We start from the raw sequence: 20,803 nt of genomic DNA, 5'->3' as shown, positions 1-20,803 counted from the left end.
GAGGGCGTACGACGTGACCACTATCGACAAGACCCTCGACGTCCCGGCACAGCGTCCCCCCGGGGACGGCGCCGGTGCGCTGCTCGAAGTCCGCGACCTGCACGTGGAGTTCCACACCCGTGAGGGTGTGGCCAAGGCGGTCAACGGTGTCAACTACTCGGTGAACGCGGGCGAGACCCTCGCCGTGCTCGGCGAGTCCGGCTCCGGCAAGTCCGTGACCGCCCAGGCGATCATGGGCATCCTCGACATGCCGCCGGGGAGGATCCCGCAGGGCGAGATCCTCTTCCACGGCCAGGACATGCTCAAGATGTCCAACGAGGAGCGCCGCAAGATCCGTGGCCAGAAGATCGCGATGATCTTCCAGGACGCGCTCTCCGCCCTCAACCCGGTGCTCAACGTCGGCTACCAGCTCGGCGAGATGTTCCAGGTGCACCAGGGCCTGTCCCGCAAGGACTCCAAGGCCAAGGCCGTCGAGCTGATGGACAAGGTCAAGATCCCGGCCGCCAAGGCCCGGGTCAACGACTACCCCCACCAGTTCTCCGGCGGTATGCGCCAGCGCATCATGATCGCCATGGCGCTGGCCCTGGAGCCGGACCTGATCATCGCGGACGAGCCGACCACCGCGCTCGACGTGACCGTCCAGGCCCAGGTCATGGACCTGCTCGCGGAGCTCCAGCGCGAGTACAACATGGGCCTGATCCTGATCACCCACGACCTCGGCGTGGTCGCCGACGTCGCGGACAAGATCGCGGTCATGTACGCGGGCCGCATCGTCGAGCAGGCCCCGGTGCACGAGATCTACAAGCGCCCCGCGCACCCGTACACCAAGGGTCTCCTCGAATCGATCCCGCGCCTGGACCAGAAGGGCCAGGAGCTGTACGCGATCAAGGGGTTGCCGCCCAACCTCCTGAACATTCCGCCGGGTTGCGCCTTCAACCCGCGCTGCCCGATGGCGCAGGACATCTGTCGCGAGGAGGTCCCGGCCCTGCTGTCGGTGACCGAGCGGGACGGGACCGATCTGGTCGGCCGCGGCAGCGCCTGCCACTTCTGGAAGGAGACGATCCATGGCTGAGCTCGACAAGAAGGACGAGGCCGTGGACGCCACCCCCAACGTCACCGACGTCATCAAGACGGATGCCTCCACGACCACCGAGGTCGAGGCCATCCTCGACGCCCCGGTCGACCGGGGTGAGCCGATCCTCCAGGTCCGCAACCTGGTCAAGCACTTCCCGCTGACCAGCGGCATCCTGTTCCGCAAGCAGATCGGCGCGGTCAAGGCCGTCGACGGCGTCTCCTTCGACCTGTACCAGGGCGAGACGCTGGGCATCGTCGGCGAGTCCGGCTGTGGCAAGTCCACCGTCGCCCGGCTCCTGATGACGCTGGAGCGGGCGACCGCCGGCGAGGTCTTCTACAAGGGCCAGGACATCACCAAGCTGTCCGGGCGCGCGCTCAAGGCGGTCCGCCGCAACATCCAGATGGTGTTCCAGGACCCGTACACCTCGCTGAACCCGCGCATGACGGTCGGCGACATCATCGGGGAGCCCTTCGACATCCACCCCGAGGTGGCCCCGAAGGGCGACCGGCGCCGCAAGGTCCAGGAGCTCCTGGACGTGGTGGGCCTCAACCCGGAGTACATCAACCGCTACCCGCACCAGTTCTCCGGCGGTCAGCGCCAGCGCATCGGCATCGCCCGGGGCCTGGCCCTGAACCCCGAGATCATCATCTGCGACGAGCCGGTCTCCGCCCTGGACGTGTCCGTCCAGGCCCAGGTCATCAACCTGATGGAGAAGCTCCAGGACGAGTTCAACCTGTCGTACCTGTTCATCGCGCACGACCTGTCGATCGTCCGGCACATCTCCGACCGGGTCGGCGTGATGTACCTCGGCAAGATGGCCGAGATCGGCACCGACCAGCAGATCTACGAGCACCCGACGCACCCCTACACCCAGGCGCTGCTCTCCGCCGTCCCGGTCCCCGACCCGGACGCGCGCGAGCACCGCGAGCGGATCATCCTCAGCGGAGACGTCCCCTCGCCCGCCAACCCGCCGTCGGGCTGCCGCTTCCGCACCCGCTGCTGGAAGGCGGAGGAGCGCTGCTCCACCGAGGTTCCGCTGCTCGCGATCCCGGAGCGCTACCAGGGCGTGGACAGCCCGGTGGCGCACGAGTCGGCGTGCCACTTCGCCGAGGAGAAGGACGTGGTCGGCGCGGCCTGACGCCGGCACCCAACGGGTGGGCCCGCGGTTCCGTCGAGGAACCGCGGGCCCACCCGTTTGTGCGTGTACGGCCGTTGGGACATCCACCGGGACATCGGGCCCTTCAGCGTGGGACAGCGGGCGCCCGACCATGGTCGGGCGGGGCAGGGACGGCCCCGCCGGGCCGCCCGGGTCAGCGTCCGCGCTGCCGGACACAGCGGTCCGACCACGCAGGTTCGATCAGACAGGGCCCGGTCCTCATCGCCCGGCCCGAGAAGGGAATCACTCATGCTGGTTCAGCTCATCGAAGCGCCCGAGTTCACCTCCGAGCTGCTCATGGAGGACGAGTCCCCGGCGCTGGCCGTGGACTCCGCCGCCGAGCGCGCCTGGGTTCCCGCCTACGCGGCGGCCCTGGCCGGCTGACGCCACCTCGCGTCACCGCACCGGTCACAACCCGCCGCCCCGCCGTGGGCCCGCGCCCGCGGCGGGGCGGCTCCCGCCGCTACGCACCAGAAGGACGGTCATTCCCTTGTCCGGAACCGTTGTCGAGAACCCGATGTCGCACCGGGCCGTGGACCGGGCCGACACCCTGCTGTCCGCACACCGCCAGTTCGGCGACTCCACCGCCATCGAGCTGCGCAACGTCGCCCGCTACCGGCTCGGTCTGACCATGCTGGCGCGCCGTGACGAGGCGTCGGCCCCGGCGCTGCGCGCGGTGGCCGCGCTGGACGACGAGCGGCTGCGCCCGCTGCTCTTCGACCCGGTGCTGCGCAACTGCTTCGAGGACGACATGGCCCGGCTGGAGAACGACGTCCTCGAACACAGCGCGCTGGGTGCGCACTTCACCCGCCACCCGGTCGACCCCGCTTCGGGCGGAGGGACCTGCGAGGCGCTCACCCACCCGATGCGACGCGCCTGGGACGCGTACGGCCCGGCCTGGATCCTCACCGGCCTGCGCCCCCGCGGCGAGTCCGAAGAGGCCCTGGGGAAGCGGTTGTTGGAGCTCTACCGCAACGCCTTCGAGGGGCGCGAGGACGCCAACCCGATCGACCCCGACGCCCCGACCCGTGAAGGGCTGCGGTCCGGCGCCGACCTGCTGGTGGCGCTCATGCCGCACACCGGCGCGAGCGTGCTGCGCCATGTCGCCCTGGTCGGCTTCACCCGCGGCGAGAGCGCGGAGGGCCCGCTCCAGTCGCTGTCCGGCGGCGACCCGCTGCCCTCCGCCGTCCTGATGGCCCCCGAACGCTGCGCCACCCCCTGGCTCGCCGCGGAGACCCTGCTGCACGAGGGCGCCCACCTCAAGCTGTTCGACGCGCTGCGGTCGGGTTCGGTGGTGGAGGACCCGGACCGCAGGGTGCCCATCCCGTGGCGCATCGACTCCTGGCGGGTCGTGCGGGTCTTCGTCGCCCTCCACTTCTACGTCCACATGCTGGTGTTCCAGGCCGCGTCGGCCGCCGCCGACGACACCCTGCGCGAGCGCTTCGGGGCCCCGCCCACGGCGGAGGACGTCGACGAGCCGAGCCCCGGCACCCCGGCCGCCCTGGAGGGGACGTACCGCACCAGCGCCGAGCGGGCCCGCTATCTCGCCGGGTGCGCCCTCGCGCTGCCGCCCGGCGCGCTCACCGACAACGGGCGCCGCTTCCTGGGCTGGCTCCTGGACACGCTGCGGCTCGTGCTCGACGACGTACCCGAGGGGAGCGTGGCTCCCGCGACGGTGCCGGACGCGACGGTGGCGGACGTGCCCGCCGGGTCGCTGACCCGGGTCGAGCCCGTGGACGCCTGTGCCCTGCCCGAGTTGGGCCAGCTCGTCGTGGCGACCGCCCACTCGGCCAAACTCCACTGGCTCAACCGCCGTTCGTGGGCGATCTACGCGCTGTGCGACGGACGCGACGGAGCCTCGCTCCGCGCCGCCTACGCGGAGCTCGCCAAGCTGCCCGCCGGATCGGACACCGTCGCGGAGCAGGTCGCCCGGAGCGTCGAGGGTCTCGCCGCGGCCGGCCTGATCACCGTCGGGGCGTAGCGGCCCGGGCCGGCCGTGCGCACGCCCTCAGGCCACGGCCGGCTCGGGTGCCCCCATGTCCCGCGCGGCGGCCCGCGCCTGCTGCGCGTAGGCGCCGCCCAACTCCCGCTCGCCCAGGGCGACATGGGCGAGCGCGAGGGTCTCCAAGGAGTGCACCGCGCCGAGCCGGTGGCCGGACTCCGACTGCACGGCCAGCGCCCGCTCGGCCCGGCGCACCGCCGAGGCGGGCCGGCCCGAGGCCAGCCGGACGCGGGCCAGCTCGGTGAGGGCCACGCCCTCCAGGACCCGGTAGCCCCAGGCGTGCGCCTGGTCGTGGGCCCGCCGGGCCGCGTCCTCGGCCCCCGCGAGGTCGCCCGACCGCAGCCGTACCTGCGCGACACCGAGCAGCGCCATCGTCTCGGTGTGCCGGGCGCCGACCTGTTCGGCGAGTTTCAGCGCGGCGCCGTAGTGCTCCTCGGCCGGGCCGAGCGCGCCGGTGGCCAGCCGGATCGAGGCCAGGGTGTGCAGCACCGCCGCCTTCAGCCGGTTCTCGCCGATCCCGGTGGCCAGGACCTCGGCGGCCCCGGTGAGGTTCAGCGCCGTCTCGAACTCGCCCTTGTCGCGGTGGAGTTCGCCGAGTGCCCGCAGCATCTCGGCCTCGCTGCCCCGGTTGCCGAGCTCGCGGTGGATGGCGAGCGCGTCGGTGAGGTCGTCCAGGGCGCCGTCGAGGTCGCCGAGCAGCAGCCGGGCCTCGCCCCGGTTGCCGATGCTCACTCCTTCGCTGCCGCGCAGCCCGATGCTTCGGCTGAGCACCAGGCACTGGCTGCTGTACGCCTCGGCCTGGCGCAAGGCGCCGAGTTCGTGGTTGAGGATGCCGGTGTTCCCGAGAATGCTCACCCGCAGGATCGCCCAGCGCCGGTCGTCCGGCAGGATCTCCAGGGCCTCGGTGTACCGGCCGACGGCCTCCTTGAGCCGTCCGGTCAGGATGTCCACCAGGCCCAGGCTGTTGAGGGCCTGCGCCGTCCCCTCGGGCCATGTCGCGCCCCGCGCCGTCCGCAGCATCCCCGTGTAGTGCAGGGCCGCTTCGTCGTACTGACCCAGACTGCGGTGGGCGTCGCCCAGGCTCATCAGGGTGGCCGCCTGCCCGGTCACATCGCCGCACTCGCGGGCCGCCTCGACCCCGGCCCGGGCCACGGAGATCCAGTCGGCCCCGGTGCGGCACAGCCAGAAGTAGCCCCGCAGGATGTCGCAGAGCCGCCAGCCCGTCCGGGCGTGGCCCCGTTCCCTGGCCTGTTGCACGGCGGCGACCAGATTGCGGTGCTCCCGCTCCAGCCAGTCCTGCGCCTCGCCCCGGTCCGCGAGCGGCGCCGCCGCCGGGTCGGGCTGCTCGACCTCGGCGACCCGCATCTTCTCCGGGTACAGCAGCCGGGCGGCCAGATCGGCGGTGGCCAGATAGTGCGCGTAGAGCCGGGCCAGGGCCGCCGCGCGCTCGGTCGGGCAGTCGTACAGCTCGGCGCACTTGCGGGCGTAGATGCGCAGCAGATCGTGGAAGACATACGCGTCGGGGCCCGGCCGGCCCAGCAGATGGGCGGCGACCAGGCGGCGCAGGGTGCGCCGGGCCCTCGGCTCGTCCCAGCCGAGCAGCGCCGCCGCCGAGCCGGCCGTGGCGATCGGACCCGGCAGCAGACCGAGGGTGCGGAACAGCCGCTGCTCGTCGGGGCTCAGCGAATCGTAGGAGAGCGAGAACACCGCCTGGAGGCTGCTGAGTTCGTCGTCCTCCACGCTGAGCGTGGAGAGCCTGCGGTCCTCCGCCGCGAGCCGGGTCACACAGTCGGCGACCGGGGTGGCGCTGTCGGAGGTGAGGGCGTTGACCGCCGCGACCCGCAGGGCCAGCGGGATGGTGCCGCACAGCTCGGCCAACTCGGCCGTCGCCTCGGGCTCGGCGGCCACCTGCCGCTCCCCGACGAGGCGTTCGAGCAGGGCCCATGCCTCGGCCGGGGCCAGGGCGTCCACCCGCAGCGGCCGGGCGCCGTCCCGTACGACCAGACCGGCCAGCCGGTCGCGGCTGGTCACCAGGACGAAACAGCCCGGCACGCCGGGCAGCAGCGGGCGCACCTGCTCGGCGTTGCGGGCGTTGTCCAGGACGATCAGCATCCTGCGGTCCGCGAGCAGCGTCCGGTAGAGGCCCATCGCCCGTTCCAGGTCGTGCGGCACGTCCTCCCACGGGATGCCGAGGGCGGAGAGGAAACGCGCGAGCGCCTCCAGGGGGGTCGCGATCCGCCCGGCCGAGTATCCGCCGAGGTCGGTGTAGAGCTGGCCGTCGGGGAACGCGTCGCGGGCCGAGTGGGCCCAGTGCAGCGCGAGCGCGGTCTTGCCGATGCCGCCCTGGCCGTCGATGGCCGTGATGACCATGGGCCCGGTGACACCCGGGTCGTGGGCCCAGGCCTCCAGTGCGCGCAACTGGTCCTCGCGGCCGGTGAACCAGGGGATGTCCGGCGGCAACTGCCGCGGTATGGACACCGGTTGGGGGCGCGGCGGAGCGAGCGTCACGGGCGCCGCCGGTGGTTTCAGCTCGGGGCTGTCGACGAGGATGGCGTGCTCCACGTCCCGCAGCCGGCGGCTGGGCTCCAGGCCGAGCTCTTCGATGAACGCCTGCCGCCCGCGCCGGTACACCTCAAGGGCCTCGGCGCGGTGCCCGGAGCGGTACAGGGCGACCATGTAGTGGGCGCGCAGCTCCTCGCGCAGCGGCGAGCGGTCCAGCTCCTGGCGCAGTTCGGTCAACACCTCGGCGTGGCGGCCCAGTTGGAGCTCGACGTCCATCAGGCTCTCGAAGGCGAACAGCCTCGCCTCTTCGAGCCGGGGCGCCTCGATCTCGGCGAGGTACGGAGAGGCGGTGCCGTCGAAGGCCCGGCCCCGCCACAGCCCCACCGCCTCGCGCAGCCGCGCCGAGGCGCCGGGAAGGTCGTCGGCCGAGCGGGCCGCGGTGGCCTGGCGTACGCGCTCCTCGAACCGCCGCACATCGACGTCCTGGGGTGGGGCGTCAAGGATGTAGCCACCGGGGGCGGTGCGCAGCAGCTCGGCTCCGGCGAGTGCCGGCGCCTCGGGCCGCAGGATCCCGCGCAGCCGGCGGACGTAGTTGTGCACGGTGGTGCGGGCCGTCTTCGGCGGCCGGGTACCCCACAGGCCGTCGATCAGATCGTCGGTGGACACCACGGTCGCGGAACGCAGCGCGAGCATCGACAGCAGCGCACGCTGCTTCGCCGCGGAGATCGGCAGCGGCAGGCCCCCGCTCAGCACTTCCTCCGGGCCCAAGACCAGGAACTCCACCGGACCCCCCACACCCCCGGCCGCCCTCCCGCGCTAGCCGCGCGATAGCCGGTCTCGACGATCCTAAGTCATCGAAAGCCGCAGGACAGGGGGAATAGATCGTGACAAAGGTGAATGACGGACTTATTCGGGTGGTTCTGGTCGAGGCCAACCCGCTGCTGAGGGTGGGCATGCGCACGGTGCTCGCCGCCGGCCACGCCCAACTGGTGGGTGAGGTGGGGGACTCCGCGGCCTGTCGTGAGGTGGTGGCGGCGACCGCGCCGGACATCGTGCTGCTCGACCTCGACCTCCCCGACCGTTCCGGCCTCGCCACCATCCGGACGCTGCTCCGCGACCACCGCGACCTCAAGGTCGTGGCGACGGCCTCCTCGGGGGAGGGCCGCGACGAACTGGTGGCGTCCGCGCTGCTGGCCGGCGCCAAGGGCTATCTGCTCAAGGACATGAACCCGGCGCTTCTGATGGACGGCCTCGACCTGGTGCACCGCGGCGGGGTGGTGCTCGGCCCCGGGGTCGGCGGCAGGTTCTCCGCCCTGCTGGGGCATCTGGTCGAGGTCAGGCGCAATGTGGTCTTCCGCTCGCTGACCGCCCGGGAGCACGACGTCCTCGACCTGGTGGCCAACGGCTTCGACAACCGGCACATCGCCCGCGCGCTGGCCCTGTCCGACAAGACCGTGCGCAACTACGTCTCCGCCGTCATCACCAAGCTCGGCGCGACCAGCCGGGGCGAGGCGATCGTGGTGGCCCGTACGGCGGGCGTCGAACGGGTGGGGTGAGGGTCCGGATGGCGGGTCGGCGAAGGGCCCCCATCCAGCCCCCGTAAAAGTGCGGTCCGCGCCGAGGTGGGGTGATATTTGGGCCTAAGTGAGACTTGGGACTCGAATGGGACTCTGGGAGGACTCCATGCGCGGAGCCACGCACGCCAAGTGGGCCGCAGGTGCGGTGGTCGTCGCCCTCGCGGCGACGGCCTGCGGTGGAGGGGGGAGCGGCGGCGGTGGCGCGGACGGCATCGTGAGCTCCTCGTGGGGCGACCCGCAGAACCCGCTGGAGCCCGCCAACACCAACGAGGTCCAGGGCGGCAAGGTCCTCGACATGCTGATGCGCGGCCTCAAGCGGTACGACCCCAAGACCGGCGAGGCCAAGAACATGCTCGCCGAGAAGATCGACACCTCGGACTCGCAGAACTTCACGGTCACCCTGAAGGACGGCTGGACGTTCTCCAACGGCGAGAAGGTCACCGCCAAGTCCTTCGTGGACGCCTGGAACTACGGGGCGAACCTGAAGAACAACCAGAAGAACGCCTCGATGTTCTCCTACATCGAGGGCTACGACCAGATCCACCCCAAGAGCGGGACGCCGAGCGGCGACACGATGTCGGGCCTGAAGGTCGTCGACGACAAGACCTTCACGGTCAAGCTCAACCAGAAGTTCTCCACCTGGCCCGACACCCTCGGCTACCCCGCGTTCGCGCCGCTGCCCCGGGCGTTCTTCGACAACCACGCGGCCTGGGTGTCCAAGCCCGTCGGCAACGGGCCGTACCTGGTGGACTCGTACACCAAGGGCTCCAAGTTGGCGATGCGCAAGTGGGCCAAGTACATGGGCGAGGACAAGGCGCAGAACGGCGGCATCGACCTCAAGGTCTACACCGACAACAACACCGCCTACACCGATCTGACGGCCGGCAACCTCGACCTCGTCGACGACGTGCCCGCATCCCAGCTCAAGAACGTGAAGGCCGACCTCGGCGACCGGTACCTCAACACCCCGGCCGGCATCATCCAGACGCTCGCCTTCCCGTACTACGACGCCGCCTGGAACACCCCGGACGCGGCCAAGGTCCGCAAGGGGATCTCGCGGGCGATCAACCGCAAGCAGATCACCGAGACCATCTTCCAGAAGACCCGTACCCCCGCCACCGACTGGACCTCGCCGGTGCTCGGCGAGGCCGGCGGCTACAAGGCAGGGCTGTGCGGGGACGCCTGCGACTACAACCCGGCCGAGGCCAAGAAGCTCATCACCGAGGGCGGCGGCATCCCCGGCGGGCAGCTCAAGATCTCGTACAACGGGGACACCGGCTCGCACAAGGAGTGGGTCGACGCGGTCTGCAACAGCATCAACAACGCGCTCGGCAACGACAAGGCGTGCGTCGGCGGTCCGGTCGGCACCTTCGCCGACTTCCGCAGCCAGATCACCCAGTCCAAGATGAGCGGCCCCTTCCGGGCCGGCTGGCAGATGGACTACCCGCTCATCCAGAACTTCCTCCAGCCGCTGTACTACACCGGCGCCTCCTCCAACGACGGCAAGTGGAGCAACCCCGAGTTCGACAAGCTGGTCGACCGGGCCAACGCCGACACCGACAAGGCCAAGGCGGTCGCCGACTTCCAGGAGGCCGAGGGCGTCGTACGCGATCAGATGGCGGCCATCCCGCTCTGGTACCAGAACGGCAGCGCCGGCTACTCGGACCGTATCTCCAATGTCTCGCTGAACCCCTTCAGCGTCCCGGTGTACGACCAGATCAAGGTCGGCTGACGCCGTCAGGGCACGGCCCGGCACGCCCCCGCCGACGGGGGCCGGGCCGTGCCCCTCGCGAGTTCCTTACGACCCCCGGAGGGCCTCATGGGACGGTATGTGATCCGGCGCCTGCTCCAGATGATCCCGGTCTTCTTCGGGGCCACGCTGCTGATCTTCCTGATGGTCAACGTGATGGGGGACCCCATCGCGGGCCTCTGCGGCGACAAGGCCTGCGACCCCGCCACCGCCGCGCAGCTCAAGAAGGAGTTCGGGCTCGACAAGCCGGTGTGGCAGCAATACCTGACGTACATGGGGAACGTGTTCACCGGCGACTTCGGCACCGCGTTCAACGGGCAGAAGGTCACCGAGCTGATGTCCACGGCCTTCCCCGTCACCATCCGGCTGACCATCGTGGCGGTCCTCTTCGAGATCGTCATCGGCATCACCCTGGGCGTGGTCACGGGGCTGCGGCGCGGCCGCCCGGTCGACACCGTCGTCCTGATGCTGACCCTCGTCGTCATCGCCATCCCGGTCTTCGTCACGGGTCTGCTGCTCCAACTGCTGCTCGGCGTCGAATGGGGGGTCATCAAGCCCACCGTCTCGCCTGAGGCCCCGTTCAACGAACTCCTCATCCCGGGGCTGGTGTTGGCGTCGGTCTCGCTGGCGTACGTCACCCGGCTCACCCGCACCTCGATCGCCGAGAACTCCCGCGCCGACTACGTCCGCACCGCCGTCGCCAAGGGCCTGCCCAGGCGCCGGGTGATCGTCAAGCATCTGCTGCGCAACTCGCTGATCCCCGTCGTCACCTTCATCGGCACCGATGTCGGCGCCCTGATGGGCGGCGCGATCGTCACCGAGCGCATCTTCAACATCCACGGCGTCGGCTACCAGCTCTACCAGGGCATCCTGCGCCAGAGCACCCAGACCGTGGTCGGGTTCGTGACCGTGCTCGTCCTGGTCTTCCTGATCGCCAACCTCATCGTCGACCTTCTGTACGCCGTACTCGACCCGAGGATCCGCTATGCCTGAGCCTTACGACGACGGAGCGATCGCCGGTACGGGGGCCGGCGGGGCGATGGACCTCGCGGCGAGCGAGGCGACGACGCTGGAGAAGACCCCGGGCGGGCCGCAGGGCACGGGCCCCGCCGAGCTGCGTCCATCAGGCGCCTCCGGCGACCGGGCGCGCTCCCTGTGGTCGGACGCCTGGCGCGACCTGCGGCGCAACCCCGTCTTCATCATCTCGGCGCTGGTCATCCTCTTCCTGGTCGTCATCTCGCTGTGGCCCTCGCTGATCGCGAGCGGCAACCCGCTCCAGTGCGAGCTGTCCAAGGCGCAGGAGGGCTCCCAGCCGGGCCACCCCTTCGGGTACAACGGGCAGGGCTGCGACGTCTACACGCGGACCGTCTACGGCGCCCGCACCTCGGTCACCGTCGGCGTGTGCACCACCGTCGGCGTCGCCCTGTTCGGCTCGTTCGTCGGCGGGCTCGCCGGGTTCTTCGGCGGCGGCTGGGACGCGCTGCTCTCCCGCGTCACCGACATCTTCTTCGGCATCCCGGTCGTCCTCGGCGGCCTGGTCTTCCTCTCGGTGGTCACCTCCTCCACCGTCTGGCCCGTCATCGGCTTCATGATCCTGCTGGGCTGGCCGCAGATCGCCCGTATCGCCCGCGGCTCCGTCATCACCGCCAAGCAGAACGACTACGTCCAGGCGGCCCGCGCGCTCGGCGCCTCCAACGCGCGGATGATGCTCCGCCACATCGCGCCCAACGCGGTCGCCCCGGTCATCGTCGTGGCAACCATCGCGCTCGGTACGTACATCGCCCTGGAGGCGACGCTGTCCTACCTCGGCGTCGGGCTGAAGCCGCCCACGGTCTCCTGGGGCATCGACATCTCGTCCGCCTCGCAGTACATCCGCAACGCCCCGCACATGCTGCTCTGGCCGGCCGGCGCGCTGGCCATCACGGTGCTCGCGTTCATCATGCTCGGCGACGCGGTGCGCGACGCCCTCGACCCCAAGCTGCGTTGAGGAGACCCGCCATGCTGCTCGAAGTACGTGATCTCCAGGTGGAGTTCAGGACGCGGGACGGGGTCGCCAAGGCGGTCAACGGGGTCGACTACTCGGTGGACGCGGGTGAGACGCTGGCCGTGCTCGGCGAGTCCGGCTCCGGCAAGTCGGTCACCGCGCAGGCCGTGATGGGCATCCTCGACATGCCGCCCGGACGGATCGGCGGCGGCGAGATCCTCTTCCGGGGCAAGGACCTCCTGAAGCTCAAGGAGGACGAACGGCGCAAGATCCGCGGCTCCGAGATGGCCATGATCTTCCAGGACGCGCTGTCCTCCCTGAACCCGGTGCTCAGCGTCGGCGACCAGCTCTCGGAGATGTTCACCGTCCACCGCGGCATGTCCCGCAAGGACGCGAAGGCCAGGGCCGTCGAGCTGATGGACCGGGTGCGCATTCCGGCGGCGAAGGAACGCGTGGGCCAGTACCCGCACCAGTTCTCCGGCGGCATGCGCCAGCGCATCATGATCGCGATGGCGATGGCCCTGGAACCGTCCCTGATCATCGCGGACGAGCCGACCACCGCCCTCGACGTGACCGTCCAGGCCCAAGTCATGGACCTGCTGGCCGAGTTGCGGCGCGAACTCGACATGGGTCTGATCCTGATCACCCACGACCTCGGCGTGGTCGCCGACGTCGCGGACAAGATCGCGGTGATGTACGCCGGCCGCATCGTCGAGCGGGCCCCGGTGCACGAGATCTACAAGCGTCCCGCGCACCCGTACACCAAGGGCCTGCTCGAATCGATCCCGCGCCTGGACCAGAAGGGCCAGGAGCTGTACGCGATCAAGGGCCTGCCGCCCAACCTGATGCACATCCCGCCGGGCTGCGCCTTCAACCCGCGCTGCCCCATGGCCCAGGACATCTGCCGCACCGAGGTGCCGCCGCTGTTCGAGGTGGGCCCCGGCCGGCAGAGCGCGTGCTTCTTCTGGAAGGAGACCCTCGATGGCTGAGGCCATTCTGGAGGTCAGGGACCTGGTCAAGCACTATCCGCTGACGCAGGGCATCCTCCTCAAGAAGCAGGTCGGCGCGGTGCGGGCCGTCGACGGGGTCTCCTTCGACCTCGCGGCCGGCGAGACGCTGGGCATCGTGGGGGAGTCCGGCTGCGGCAAGTCCACGGTCGCCCGCATGCTGGTCAATCTGGAACGCCCGACCGCGGGACGGATCTCCTACAAGGGCGAGGACATCACCCGGATGTCGGGCCGGGCCCTCAAAGCCGTGCGCCGCAACATCCAGATGGTCTTCCAGGACCCATACACCTCGCTGAACCCGCGCATGACGGTCGGCGACATCATCGGGGAGCCGTACGAGATCCACCCCGAGGTGGCCCCGAAGGGGGACCGGCGCCGCAAGGTCCAGGACCTGCTCGACGTCGTCGGGCTCAACCCCGAGTACATCAACCGCTATCCGCACCAGTTCTCCGGCGGCCAGCGCCAACGCATCGGCATCGCGCGGGGCCTAGCGCTGCGGCCCGAGATCATCGTCGCGGACGAACCGGTCTCCGCGCTCGACGTGTCGGTGCAGGCCCAGGTGGTGAACCTGCTCGACCGGCTCCAGAGCGAGTTCGCCCTCTCGTACGTGTTCATCGCCCACGACCTGTCCATCGTGCGGCACATCTCCGACCGGGTCGGCGTGATGTACCTCGGCCGGGTCGTCGAGATCGGCCGGGACGAGGAGATCTACGAGCACCCCACCCACCCCTACACCCAGGCGCTGCTGTCCGCGGCGCCGCTGCCGGACCCCTCGGCGCGCGAGCGCCGCGAGCGCATCATCCTCACCGGGGATGTGCCCTCGCCCGCCAACCCGCCGTCCGGGTGCCGCTTCCGCACGCGCTGCTGGAAGGCGCGCGAGCGGTGCGCGCAGGAGGTGCCGCTGCTGGCCGTGCCGGCCGAGTTCCGCCTCACGGAGGGGCCGGCGCGGCACCCTTCGGCGTGCCACTTCGCGGAGGAGCGGCGCGTCGTGCCTCCGGCGGGCTGACGTCTCACTGCGGGCGCGCCGTGCTGGGCCGTTCGCGCAGTTCCTCGCGCCCCTTGGACCCGTTTTTGTCTGCGGGTCGCAGGTGGCTGGTCGCGCAGTTCCTCGCGCCCCTTGAACCCGTTTTCGCCTGCGGGCCGTGGTCGCTTCTCGCGCAGTTCCCCGCGCCCCTGAATGGCTCGGCTGCGCCATCGCCGGCGACGCCGAACCCCCTAGGGGCGCGGGGAACTGCGCGAGCAGCCACGTACGGGCCGCACCAGAACACCAAGGCCCGCACACCCGTGCTGGTGGGCGAGAGGGGGCGTGGGGAACTGCGCGAGCGGCCCCGCGCGGTCTGCCAGAATGCCAAGGCCCGCGCCCGCCGGCATGCACGGGGTGTGCGGGCGCGAGCCCCGGCTCCGAGTGGAGGCATCGAACTCGGGTCAACGGGCGGTGTCCGTCGCCTCCTCGATCGCGGCGAGAGCGGGGTCGAGGACCACGTCCTCGTCCCGGGCCGCGACCGTCGGTTCCTCGGGGAAGTGGCAGGCCGTCAGATGCCCCTCCCGGTTTCCCTCGATCCGCACCAGCGCGGGCGTTTCCGCCGCGCACTTGTCCCGCGCCTTCCAGCACCGCGTACGGAAGCGGCACCCGGACGGCGGGTCCACGGGCGAGGGCACGTCCCCGGCGAGCCGGATGCGCTCGCGCCGCTCGCCCTCCTCGTCCACCACCGCCTCCGGCACCGCGGAGAGCAGCGCGTGGGTGTACGGGTGGCGGGGCCGCTGGTAGATCGACTCGCGGTCGCCGACCTCGACGATCCGGCCGAGGTACATGACGGCGACCCGCTGCGAGAAGTGCCGCACGATCGCCAGGTCGTGGGCGATGAACAGAAAGGCGATGTCCAGCTCCCGCTGGAGCTGCTGGAGCAGGTTGACGACCTGAGCCTGGATCGACACGTCGAGCGCCGAGACCGGCTCGTCGGCCACGATCAGCTTGGGTGACATGCCCAACGCTCGCGCCACGCCGATGCGTTGGCGCTGCCCGCCGGAGAACTCGTGCGGGAAGCGGTTGTAGTGCTCGGGGTTGAGGCCGACGATCTCCAGGAGCTCGCGGACCCGCCGCTCCACCCCGCCGGACGGCTTGATGCCGTTGACCACCATCGGGTTGGCGACGATGTCGCCCACGGTCTGGCGCGGATTGAGCGAGGCGTACGGATCCTGGAAGATCATCTGGATCTCGGACCTGATCGGGGCGAGCGTCCGGCGCGAGGCGTGGGTGATGTCCTGGCCGGCGTACCGGATCCGTCCGCCGGTCGGTTCGAGCAGCCGGGTGACCAGTCGGCCGGTGGTCGACTTGCCGCAGCCGGACTCGCCGACCAGGCCGAGCGTCTCGCCCCGCCCGATGTGGAAGTCGATGCCGTCCACGGCGCGTACGTCGCCGACGTGCCGTTTGAAGAGGAAGCCCATGTTGATGGGGAAGTACTTGACGAGGCCGGCCACTTCGAGCAGGGATTCCGTGCCGCCGGATCCGGTAGCGGCGTCCGGCTGCTTGACGAGGCTGGTGGCGTTCTCACTCATGACGATGTCCCGCATCCTTGTCAGCGCAGCCGGGGGCGGATCTGTTCGGTGAAGATGGATTCCTTTTGTGCATGCGTCAAGTGGCAGGCGGATCCCCGTTGTTGGGCGGCCGGCAGCTCGGGCCGTGCGGTGTGGCAGGCCCCGCCCGCCACCCGGTCGGTGAAGCCGCACCGGGGGTGGAAGGGGCAGCCCGGCGGTGGGGCGAGCAGGCTGGGCGGGGCGCCGGGGATGGGCACCAGGGGGATGTCCACCGAGGAGTCCAGGCGCGGCACCGAGCTCAGCAGGCCCCAGCTGTAGGGGTGCTGTGGGTGGTGCATGACCTCCTTGACCGTGCCGCGCTCCACGCACCGGCCCGCGTACATCACCATCACCTGGTCGGCGGTCTTGGCGATCACCCCCAGGTCATGGGTGATGATGATGATCGCCGCACCGGTCTCCTGCTGAAGGCTCTTCAGGAGGTCCAGGATCTGCGCCTGCACCGTCACGTCCAGCGCGGTGGTGGGCTCGTCGGCGATCACCAGGTCGGGGTCGCAGACCAGCGCCATCGCGATCATCGCGCGCTGGCGCATCCCGCCGGAGAACTGGTGCGGGTAGTCGTCGACGCGGAGTTCGGGCTGGGGGATGCCGACCTTGCGCAGCATGTCCACGGCCCGTGCCCGCGCCTCGCGGCGGGAGGCGCCGGTGTGCTTCATGAAGGGCTCGGCGATCTGGCGGCCCACCGTGTAGAACGGCGAGAGCGCGGCGAGCGAGTCCTGGAAGATCATCGCCATCTTCTTGCCGCGCAGCCGGTTGAGCTGCCGTTCGCTCGCTCCGGTCAGCTCCTGCCCGTCGAGCACGATCTCGCCCCGGATCGTGGTGTTGCGCGGGTTGTGCAGCCCCAGGACCGCGAGGTTGGTCACCGACTTTCCGGACCCCGACTCGCCGACGATGCCAAGGGTGGAGCCGCGTTCCAGATCGAAGGAGAGGCCGTCGACGGCCTTGACGATGCCGTCCTCGGTGGCGAAGTGGACATAGAGGTCGGTCACCGAAAGGAAGGAGGACGCCGGCGCGGCCGACGGCTCGGCGGCGCTCTGGCTCAGGGTGGACACGGATGGTTCTCCTGGAGGTCTGCGGGCGTCAGGCGAGCCTGATCCGGGGGTCGATGAAGGCGTAGGCCAGGTCCACGACGATGTTGCAGACGACGATGAGGGTGGCGCCGATGAGCATGACGGCCATCTCCAGCGGCAGATCGCTGCGGAGCACCGCCTGCACCGAGAGCAGTCCGAGGCCGTGCAGCCCGAAGGTGACCTCGGTGATGATCGCGCCGCCGAGCACCGCGCTCAGGTCCACGCCGAAGATGGTGATGATGGTGGCCATCGCGCCCCGCAGCGCGTACCGCAGAAAGACGTAGCGGGACGACATGCCCTTGGCGCGGGCCGCCCTGATGTGGTCCTCGGAGAGCTGCTCGACCATCAACGACCGTGTCTGGCGGCTGTAGTTGGACCAGAAGATCACCGACAGGACCAGACAGGGCAGGATCATCCCGGAGACCGACCCCACCGCGTCATGGGCCCAGTCCACGTCGTGGCCCCGGTCGAGCCAGCCCAGTTGGGTGGAGAAGAACAGGATCGCCAGCGGTCCGATGAAGTAGATCTGCACCGATTGCCCCAGCAACGAGGTGGCGCTCGCGACCCGGTCGAAGACGGTGCCCTGACGCCAGGCCGAGATGAGGCCGAGGGAGACGCCGACGGTCAGGAAGACCGCCGCGCCGCCGACCGCGAGGGTCAGCGTCGTCGGGTAGCTGTCGGCAATCGTTCCCCACACCGGTTGTTGATTGGCGAAGGAATAACCGAAACACGGCGCGGGACAGTCGCCGATCGGCAGATGGCGGCCGGCGAAAATACCGACCATGTAATGCCAGTACTGCGTCCAGATCGGCAGGTCGAGCCCGAGGTTCTTACGGATCAGGGCGACATTCTGCGGATCGCATTGTTTTCCACAGGAAAGCAGCGCCGGGTCGGAGGGCAGGGCGAAGAAGAGGAAATAGGTGATCATGCTGATCAGCAGCAGGATGACCATGGCACCGAGCACGCGGCGCACGAGGAAACGGAACATGGGATGGCTCTTCCGTCGCTATGCGGTTTCCCCGGCCCGTTCGGGGCCGGGGAAACCGAGCCGTACGTGCTACTGCTTCACGAAGACCGAGTTCGGGTTGATCGTCCCGTAGACCTGGTTGTAGGTGACACCGCCGAGGCCGGATCCGTGCAGGTTGAAGTACTTGTCGAAGATGAACGGAAGCTGCGAGGTGTCCGTCTGGAGCACGTACTCGGAGAGCTGCTCCCACGCGGCCGCCTGCTGCGGCAGGTCCGTGATCTGGTTGATGCGGTCGATCTCGGAGTTGACCTTCGGGTCGTTCAGGAACGAGTAGTTGTTGGTGCCGTCCGCCAGATTGCGCCCGTCCATCGTGGGCGGCACGACGGTGGAGCCGTTGGGCCAGTCGGCGCCCCAGCCGGTGCGGTACATGTCGTACGGGGTGTCCACCTTGCCCACCACGGTGTAGTACGACGTCGGGTCGATGGCCTTGCGCTCGACCTTGAACCCGGCCTTCTCCAGCGCCTTCTGGATGGTCAGCGTGACCGTGTCCCAGCGCGGGGTGTTGGCGTAGGCCAGCGAGATCTTGTACGGGGTGCTCACCCCGGCGTCCTTGAGGAGCTGAAGGGACTTCTCCGGGTCGCCCATGGGCTTGGCGAGCTTGCCGAACGGGTCGAACTTCTTCCAGCCGGCCACGGTCGGGCTCAGCAGCGTGGTGCCGAGGTCACCCTGCGCGGCGCCGCCGAAGGCCTGCTGGACCTGGGTCATCGGGAAGGCGTAGACCAGCGCCTGGCGGACCTTGGGGTCCTTGATCCGCTTGGTGTTGAGGTTGAAGACCTCGACGTAGGGCTGGTACTCGTTGACCGTGCGGCCCTTGTACTGCGGGTCCGAGGTCAGCGTCTGCATCTTCGAGGGATCCGCCGAACCCGACATGTTGATGGCGAACCTGTCGGTGCCGGTGTCGGCCGCGAGCCGGTTGGTCAGACCCGGCTCCTGGATGCCGAGCTGGAACTCCCACTTGTCGGGGTAGGCGTTGCGGATGGGGTCGGTCTTCGGGTCCCAGTTGGTGTTGCGCTCGAAGGACAGCGACTTGCCGGGCTGATAGCTCGCGATCTTGTACGGCCCGGTGGAGACCGGGTGGTTGTTGTACTTCTGCTTGTCGTCCTTGGCCTTGGGCACCGGCGAGATGTTGGGCATCGCCATCGCGTACGGGGTGTCCGCGTGCGGGGCCAGGAAGTGGAAGACGATCGTCTTGTCGTCCGGCGTGGAGATCTGCGCGTCCGGGATCTCCTTGCCGTCGTAGGGGCCCGCGTACTTCTTGCGGTAGTCGGTCCCGTACAGCCACTTCTGGACGTACTGCGGGCCTTGCGTCTCGTAGTCCGCGAAGAGCCGCTCGATGCCGTACTTGACGTCCTTCGTGGTGATCGGCGTGCCGTCCTCGAACTTGACCCCGTCCTTGAGGGTGTACGTCCAGGTCTTGGAGCCGTCGGAGGGCGTGCCCGCGTCGGTGGCGAGGTCACCGACGACGATCGTCTTGCCGGACTTCGGGTCGATCTTGTAGCCGGTCAGGGAGCGGTTGTAGAGGAGCTGCACCGAGAGCTGGTCGCTCACGTACTGCTGGCCCGGGTCCAGATAGTCGAAGCCGGCCTGGTCGAGGCTGTAGGCGGTGCCACCGGCCTTGGCGCCGTCGACCGCGACGGCGGGACCGGTGGAGTCCGCCTTGGTGCCCACGCCGAAGTTCTGGACCGCGGCCTTCTTGCCCGAGTCCGGGCCGTTGCCGCCGTCACTCGATCCGCCGCTGCTGCATGCGGCGGTCAGCGCCAGAGCCCCGACCGCGAGGACCGCGGAAACCTGGCGCGCCTTGTTTATTCTCATGTGTTCCTGCCTGTCAGGATGATCGGGCTTCAGCGCACGGTCTTGGGGTCGAGAGCGTCCCGGACCGAATCCCCGAGCAGGTTGAACGCGACGACGAAGGCGACCATCGCGATGCCGGGGAAGAACATGAAGGTGAGATCGGAGTCGTAGTACGTGGCTCCGGACTGGAAGAGCAGGCCCCAGTCCGGAGTGGGGCTGTGGACCCCGACGCCGAGGTAGGAGAGGCCCGCCTCCGCCGTGACGTTGACCGGGAGCAGCAGGGTCGACTGCACGAGGACGGTCGACCAGATGTTGGGCAGCAGCTCCTTGCGGATGATCCGCCAGCCGGAGGCGCCGCTGAGCCGGGCGGCCTCGATGAACTCGCGTTCGCGCAGCGAGAGCACCTGGGCCCTGATGAGCCGGCCGATCGTCATCCAGCCGAGGATGAGCTGCACCAGGATCAGCGCCACCACCCGTACGTAGGCCGGTTCCTCCTCGGTGGGCGAGACGAACAGCGCCACGATCACCGGGGTGAAGGCGATGAAGAACAACTGCTGGGGGAAGGACAGCATCAGGTCCGAGAAGCGGCCGACGAAGTAGTCGGCCCTGCCGCCCAGGTACCCCTGCACCAGCCCCACCAGGACCCCGATGACCACCGCGATCACGGTGACCGTGAGGGCGATGAGCAGGGACGTCCGGATGCCGTAGATCAACAGCGTGAACACGTCGCGGCCGAGCTTGGGTTCGAGGCCGAACCAGAAGTCGCCGTCGATTCCGCCGTTGGCCTTGAGCGGAATGCCGTAGCTGTTCAGCAGTCCGCGGTCCTGCCCGTAGAGCTGGTAAGGATCTTTGCCGTACAGCTTGGAGATCAGCGGGGCGGCCAGGGCGACGAAGATGAATCCGAGGACCGTAAAGGCACACAGGATTCCGACCTTGTCGCGTCTGAACCGGATCCACGCGAGACGTCCCGGGGAACGTCCGACAAGTTCACTTGTCTTTACTTCGGGACCGTCGGCCGGTTCGGGGGTGTCGCCCTCTCCGGGAAGTGGATCGGTGGGCTCCATGGCAGCTCTTGTGGAACTCGTCATTTCGCATTGCCCTCCGCGCAGGAAGGATTCCGCAGCGCCGTCGTGTCTTTTGTTGACCGGAACATTCACGGGTGCGGCGGTTCTGCGTCAAGGGGTGTGCGCGGGCCGGGGTGAACTCATCGGTTATCTTGGCCCAAGATTTCATTCTTCGGTGCGGCGGCGTGCTTGACAGCCTTCCGGCT

The 20,803-nt window shown here is 69.6% G+C and carries 16 protein-coding genes; 10 read left to right on the top strand and 6 right to left on the bottom strand.

Going from position 1 to position 20,803, the window contains the following annotated elements; genetic code table 11:
• Nucleotides 1–13: 13 nt before the first annotated feature.
• From N4G70_RS19780 to N4G70_RS19765, 4 genes are all read left to right on the top strand, one after another.
• The gene (locus N4G70_RS19780) at nt 14–1,072 is read left to right on the top strand and encodes an ABC transporter ATP-binding protein (RefSeq protein WP_261713991.1); all 1,059 of its coding nucleotides are present in this window, start codon (nt 14–16) and stop codon (nt 1,070–1,072) included.
• Nucleotides 1,065–2,213: an ABC transporter ATP-binding protein gene (locus N4G70_RS19775; protein WP_261713990.1), complete on the top strand. Its 1,149-nt coding sequence runs from the start codon at nt 1,065–1,067 to the stop codon at nt 2,211–2,213. Before N4G70_RS19780 ends, N4G70_RS19775 begins: the two co-directional genes overlap by 8 nt.
• A 267-nt stretch (nt 2,214–2,480) precedes the next feature.
• Complete coding sequence (locus N4G70_RS19770; RefSeq protein WP_261713989.1) at nt 2,481–2,615, top strand: hypothetical protein; 135 nt, start codon at nt 2,481–2,483, stop codon at nt 2,613–2,615.
• A 106-nt stretch (nt 2,616–2,721) separates the two neighbouring features.
• On the top strand, nt 2,722–4,212 hold the full coding sequence (locus N4G70_RS19765; protein ID WP_261713988.1) for an aKG-HExxH-type peptide beta-hydroxylase: 1,491 nt from the start codon (nt 2,722–2,724) through the stop codon (nt 4,210–4,212).
• 27 nt (nt 4,213–4,239) lie between these two features.
• Here the strand turns inward: N4G70_RS19765 and N4G70_RS19760 are convergent, their stop codons facing one another.
• Complete coding sequence (locus N4G70_RS19760) at nt 4,240–7,518, bottom strand: BTAD domain-containing putative transcriptional regulator (protein WP_261713987.1); 3,279 nt, start codon at nt 7,516–7,518, stop codon at nt 4,240–4,242.
• 101 nt (nt 7,519–7,619) lie between these two features.
• Here N4G70_RS19760 and N4G70_RS19755 point away from each other — a divergent pair, with 101 nt between their 5' ends.
• The 6 genes from N4G70_RS19755 to N4G70_RS19730 all read left to right on the top strand — a co-directional run bounded on the left by N4G70_RS19755 (nt 7,620) and on the right by N4G70_RS19730 (nt 14,059).
• The gene (locus tag N4G70_RS19755; protein ID WP_261713986.1) at nt 7,620–8,291 is read left to right on the top strand and encodes a response regulator transcription factor; all 672 of its coding nucleotides are present in this window, start codon (nt 7,620–7,622) and stop codon (nt 8,289–8,291) included.
• A gap of 127 nt (nt 8,292–8,418) precedes the next feature.
• Entirely contained in the window at nt 8,419–10,044 is a 1,626-nt protein-coding gene (locus N4G70_RS19750) for an ABC transporter substrate-binding protein (protein ID WP_261713985.1), read from the top strand.
• Nucleotides 10,045–10,131: 87 nt separating this feature from the next.
• Nucleotides 10,132–11,055 carry an ABC transporter permease gene (locus N4G70_RS19745; protein ID WP_261713984.1) on the top strand — a complete coding sequence of 308 codons (924 nt, stop codon included), beginning with the start codon at nt 10,132–10,134 and terminating at the stop codon, nt 11,053–11,055.
• Nucleotides 11,048–12,049, top strand: a complete 1,002-nt coding sequence (locus tag N4G70_RS19740; protein ID WP_261713983.1) for an ABC transporter permease — start codon at nt 11,048–11,050, stop codon at nt 12,047–12,049. Before N4G70_RS19745 ends, N4G70_RS19740 begins: the two co-directional genes overlap by 8 nt.
• An 11-nt stretch (nt 12,050–12,060) precedes the next feature.
• Nucleotides 12,061–13,035: an ABC transporter ATP-binding protein gene (locus N4G70_RS19735; RefSeq protein ID WP_261713982.1), complete on the top strand. Its 975-nt coding sequence runs from the start codon at nt 12,061–12,063 to the stop codon at nt 13,033–13,035.
• On the top strand, nt 13,028–14,059 hold the full coding sequence (locus N4G70_RS19730; RefSeq protein ID WP_261713981.1) for an ABC transporter ATP-binding protein: 1,032 nt from the start codon (nt 13,028–13,030) through the stop codon (nt 14,057–14,059). Before N4G70_RS19735 ends, N4G70_RS19730 begins: the two co-directional genes overlap by 8 nt.
• A gap of 419 nt (nt 14,060–14,478) precedes the next feature.
• Here N4G70_RS19730 and N4G70_RS19725 read toward each other — a convergent pair whose 3' ends face one another.
• From N4G70_RS19725 to N4G70_RS19705, 5 genes are all read right to left on the bottom strand, one after another.
• The gene (locus N4G70_RS19725) at nt 14,479–15,609 is read right to left on the bottom strand and encodes an ABC transporter ATP-binding protein (RefSeq protein ID WP_261713980.1); all 1,131 of its coding nucleotides are present in this window, start codon (nt 15,607–15,609) and stop codon (nt 14,479–14,481) included.
• A 20-nt stretch (nt 15,610–15,629) separates the two neighbouring features.
• Entirely contained in the window at nt 15,630–16,697 is a 1,068-nt protein-coding gene (locus N4G70_RS19720) for an ABC transporter ATP-binding protein (protein WP_261713979.1), read from the bottom strand.
• 28 nt (nt 16,698–16,725) lie between these two features.
• Nucleotides 16,726–17,703, bottom strand: coding sequence for an ABC transporter permease (locus tag N4G70_RS19715; protein WP_261713978.1), 978 nt, complete (start codon nt 17,701–17,703; stop codon nt 16,726–16,728).
• 69 nt (nt 17,704–17,772) lie between these two features.
• Nucleotides 17,773–19,554 (bottom strand): ABC transporter substrate-binding protein, encoded by a 1,782-nt coding sequence (locus N4G70_RS19710; protein WP_261713977.1) that lies wholly within the window; start codon nt 19,552–19,554, stop codon nt 17,773–17,775.
• A gap of 29 nt (nt 19,555–19,583) precedes the next feature.
• Nucleotides 19,584–20,621, bottom strand: coding sequence for an ABC transporter permease (locus tag N4G70_RS19705; protein WP_261713976.1), 1,038 nt, complete (start codon nt 20,619–20,621; stop codon nt 19,584–19,586).
• Nucleotides 20,622–20,803: the final 182 nt, after the last annotated feature.

The organism is Streptomyces sp. ASQP_92, assembly GCF_025399895.1.
Taxonomy (GTDB): Bacteria; Actinomycetota; Actinomycetes; order Streptomycetales; family Streptomycetaceae; genus Streptomyces.
The sequence above is the reverse complement of the archived record's forward strand: the minus strand, read 5'-3'. Positions and strand labels throughout refer to the sequence as shown.

Bases quoted from the DNA above. Each gene is read 5' to 3' on its own strand.
- N4G70_RS19775 (WP_261713990.1), top strand. From the start codon at position 1,065: ATGGCTGAGCTCGACAAGAAGGACGAGGCCGTGGACGCCACCCCCAAC.
- N4G70_RS19770 (WP_261713989.1), top strand. From the start codon at position 2,481: ATGCTGGTTCAGCTCATCGAAGCGCCCGAGTTCACCTCCGAGCTGCTC.
- N4G70_RS19750 (WP_261713985.1), top strand. From the start codon at position 8,419: ATGCGCGGAGCCACGCACGCCAAGTGGGCCGCAGGTGCGGTGGTCGTC.
- N4G70_RS19745 (WP_261713984.1), top strand. From the start codon at position 10,132: ATGGGACGGTATGTGATCCGGCGCCTGCTCCAGATGATCCCGGTCTTC.
- N4G70_RS19740 (WP_261713983.1), top strand. From the start codon at position 11,048: ATGCCTGAGCCTTACGACGACGGAGCGATCGCCGGTACGGGGGCCGGC.
- N4G70_RS19735 (WP_261713982.1), top strand. From the start codon at position 12,061: ATGCTGCTCGAAGTACGTGATCTCCAGGTGGAGTTCAGGACGCGGGAC.
- N4G70_RS19730 (WP_261713981.1), top strand. From the start codon at position 13,028: ATGGCTGAGGCCATTCTGGAGGTCAGGGACCTGGTCAAGCACTATCCG.
- N4G70_RS19725 (WP_261713980.1), bottom strand. From the start codon at position 15,609: ATGAGTGAGAACGCCACCAGCCTCGTCAAGCAGCCGGACGCCGCTACC.
- N4G70_RS19715 (WP_261713978.1), bottom strand. From the start codon at position 17,703: ATGTTCCGTTTCCTCGTGCGCCGCGTGCTCGGTGCCATGGTCATCCTG.
- N4G70_RS19710 (WP_261713977.1), bottom strand. From the start codon at position 19,554: ATGAGAATAAACAAGGCGCGCCAGGTTTCCGCGGTCCTCGCGGTCGGG.
- N4G70_RS19705 (WP_261713976.1), bottom strand. From the start codon at position 20,621: ATGACGAGTTCCACAAGAGCTGCCATGGAGCCCACCGATCCACTTCCC.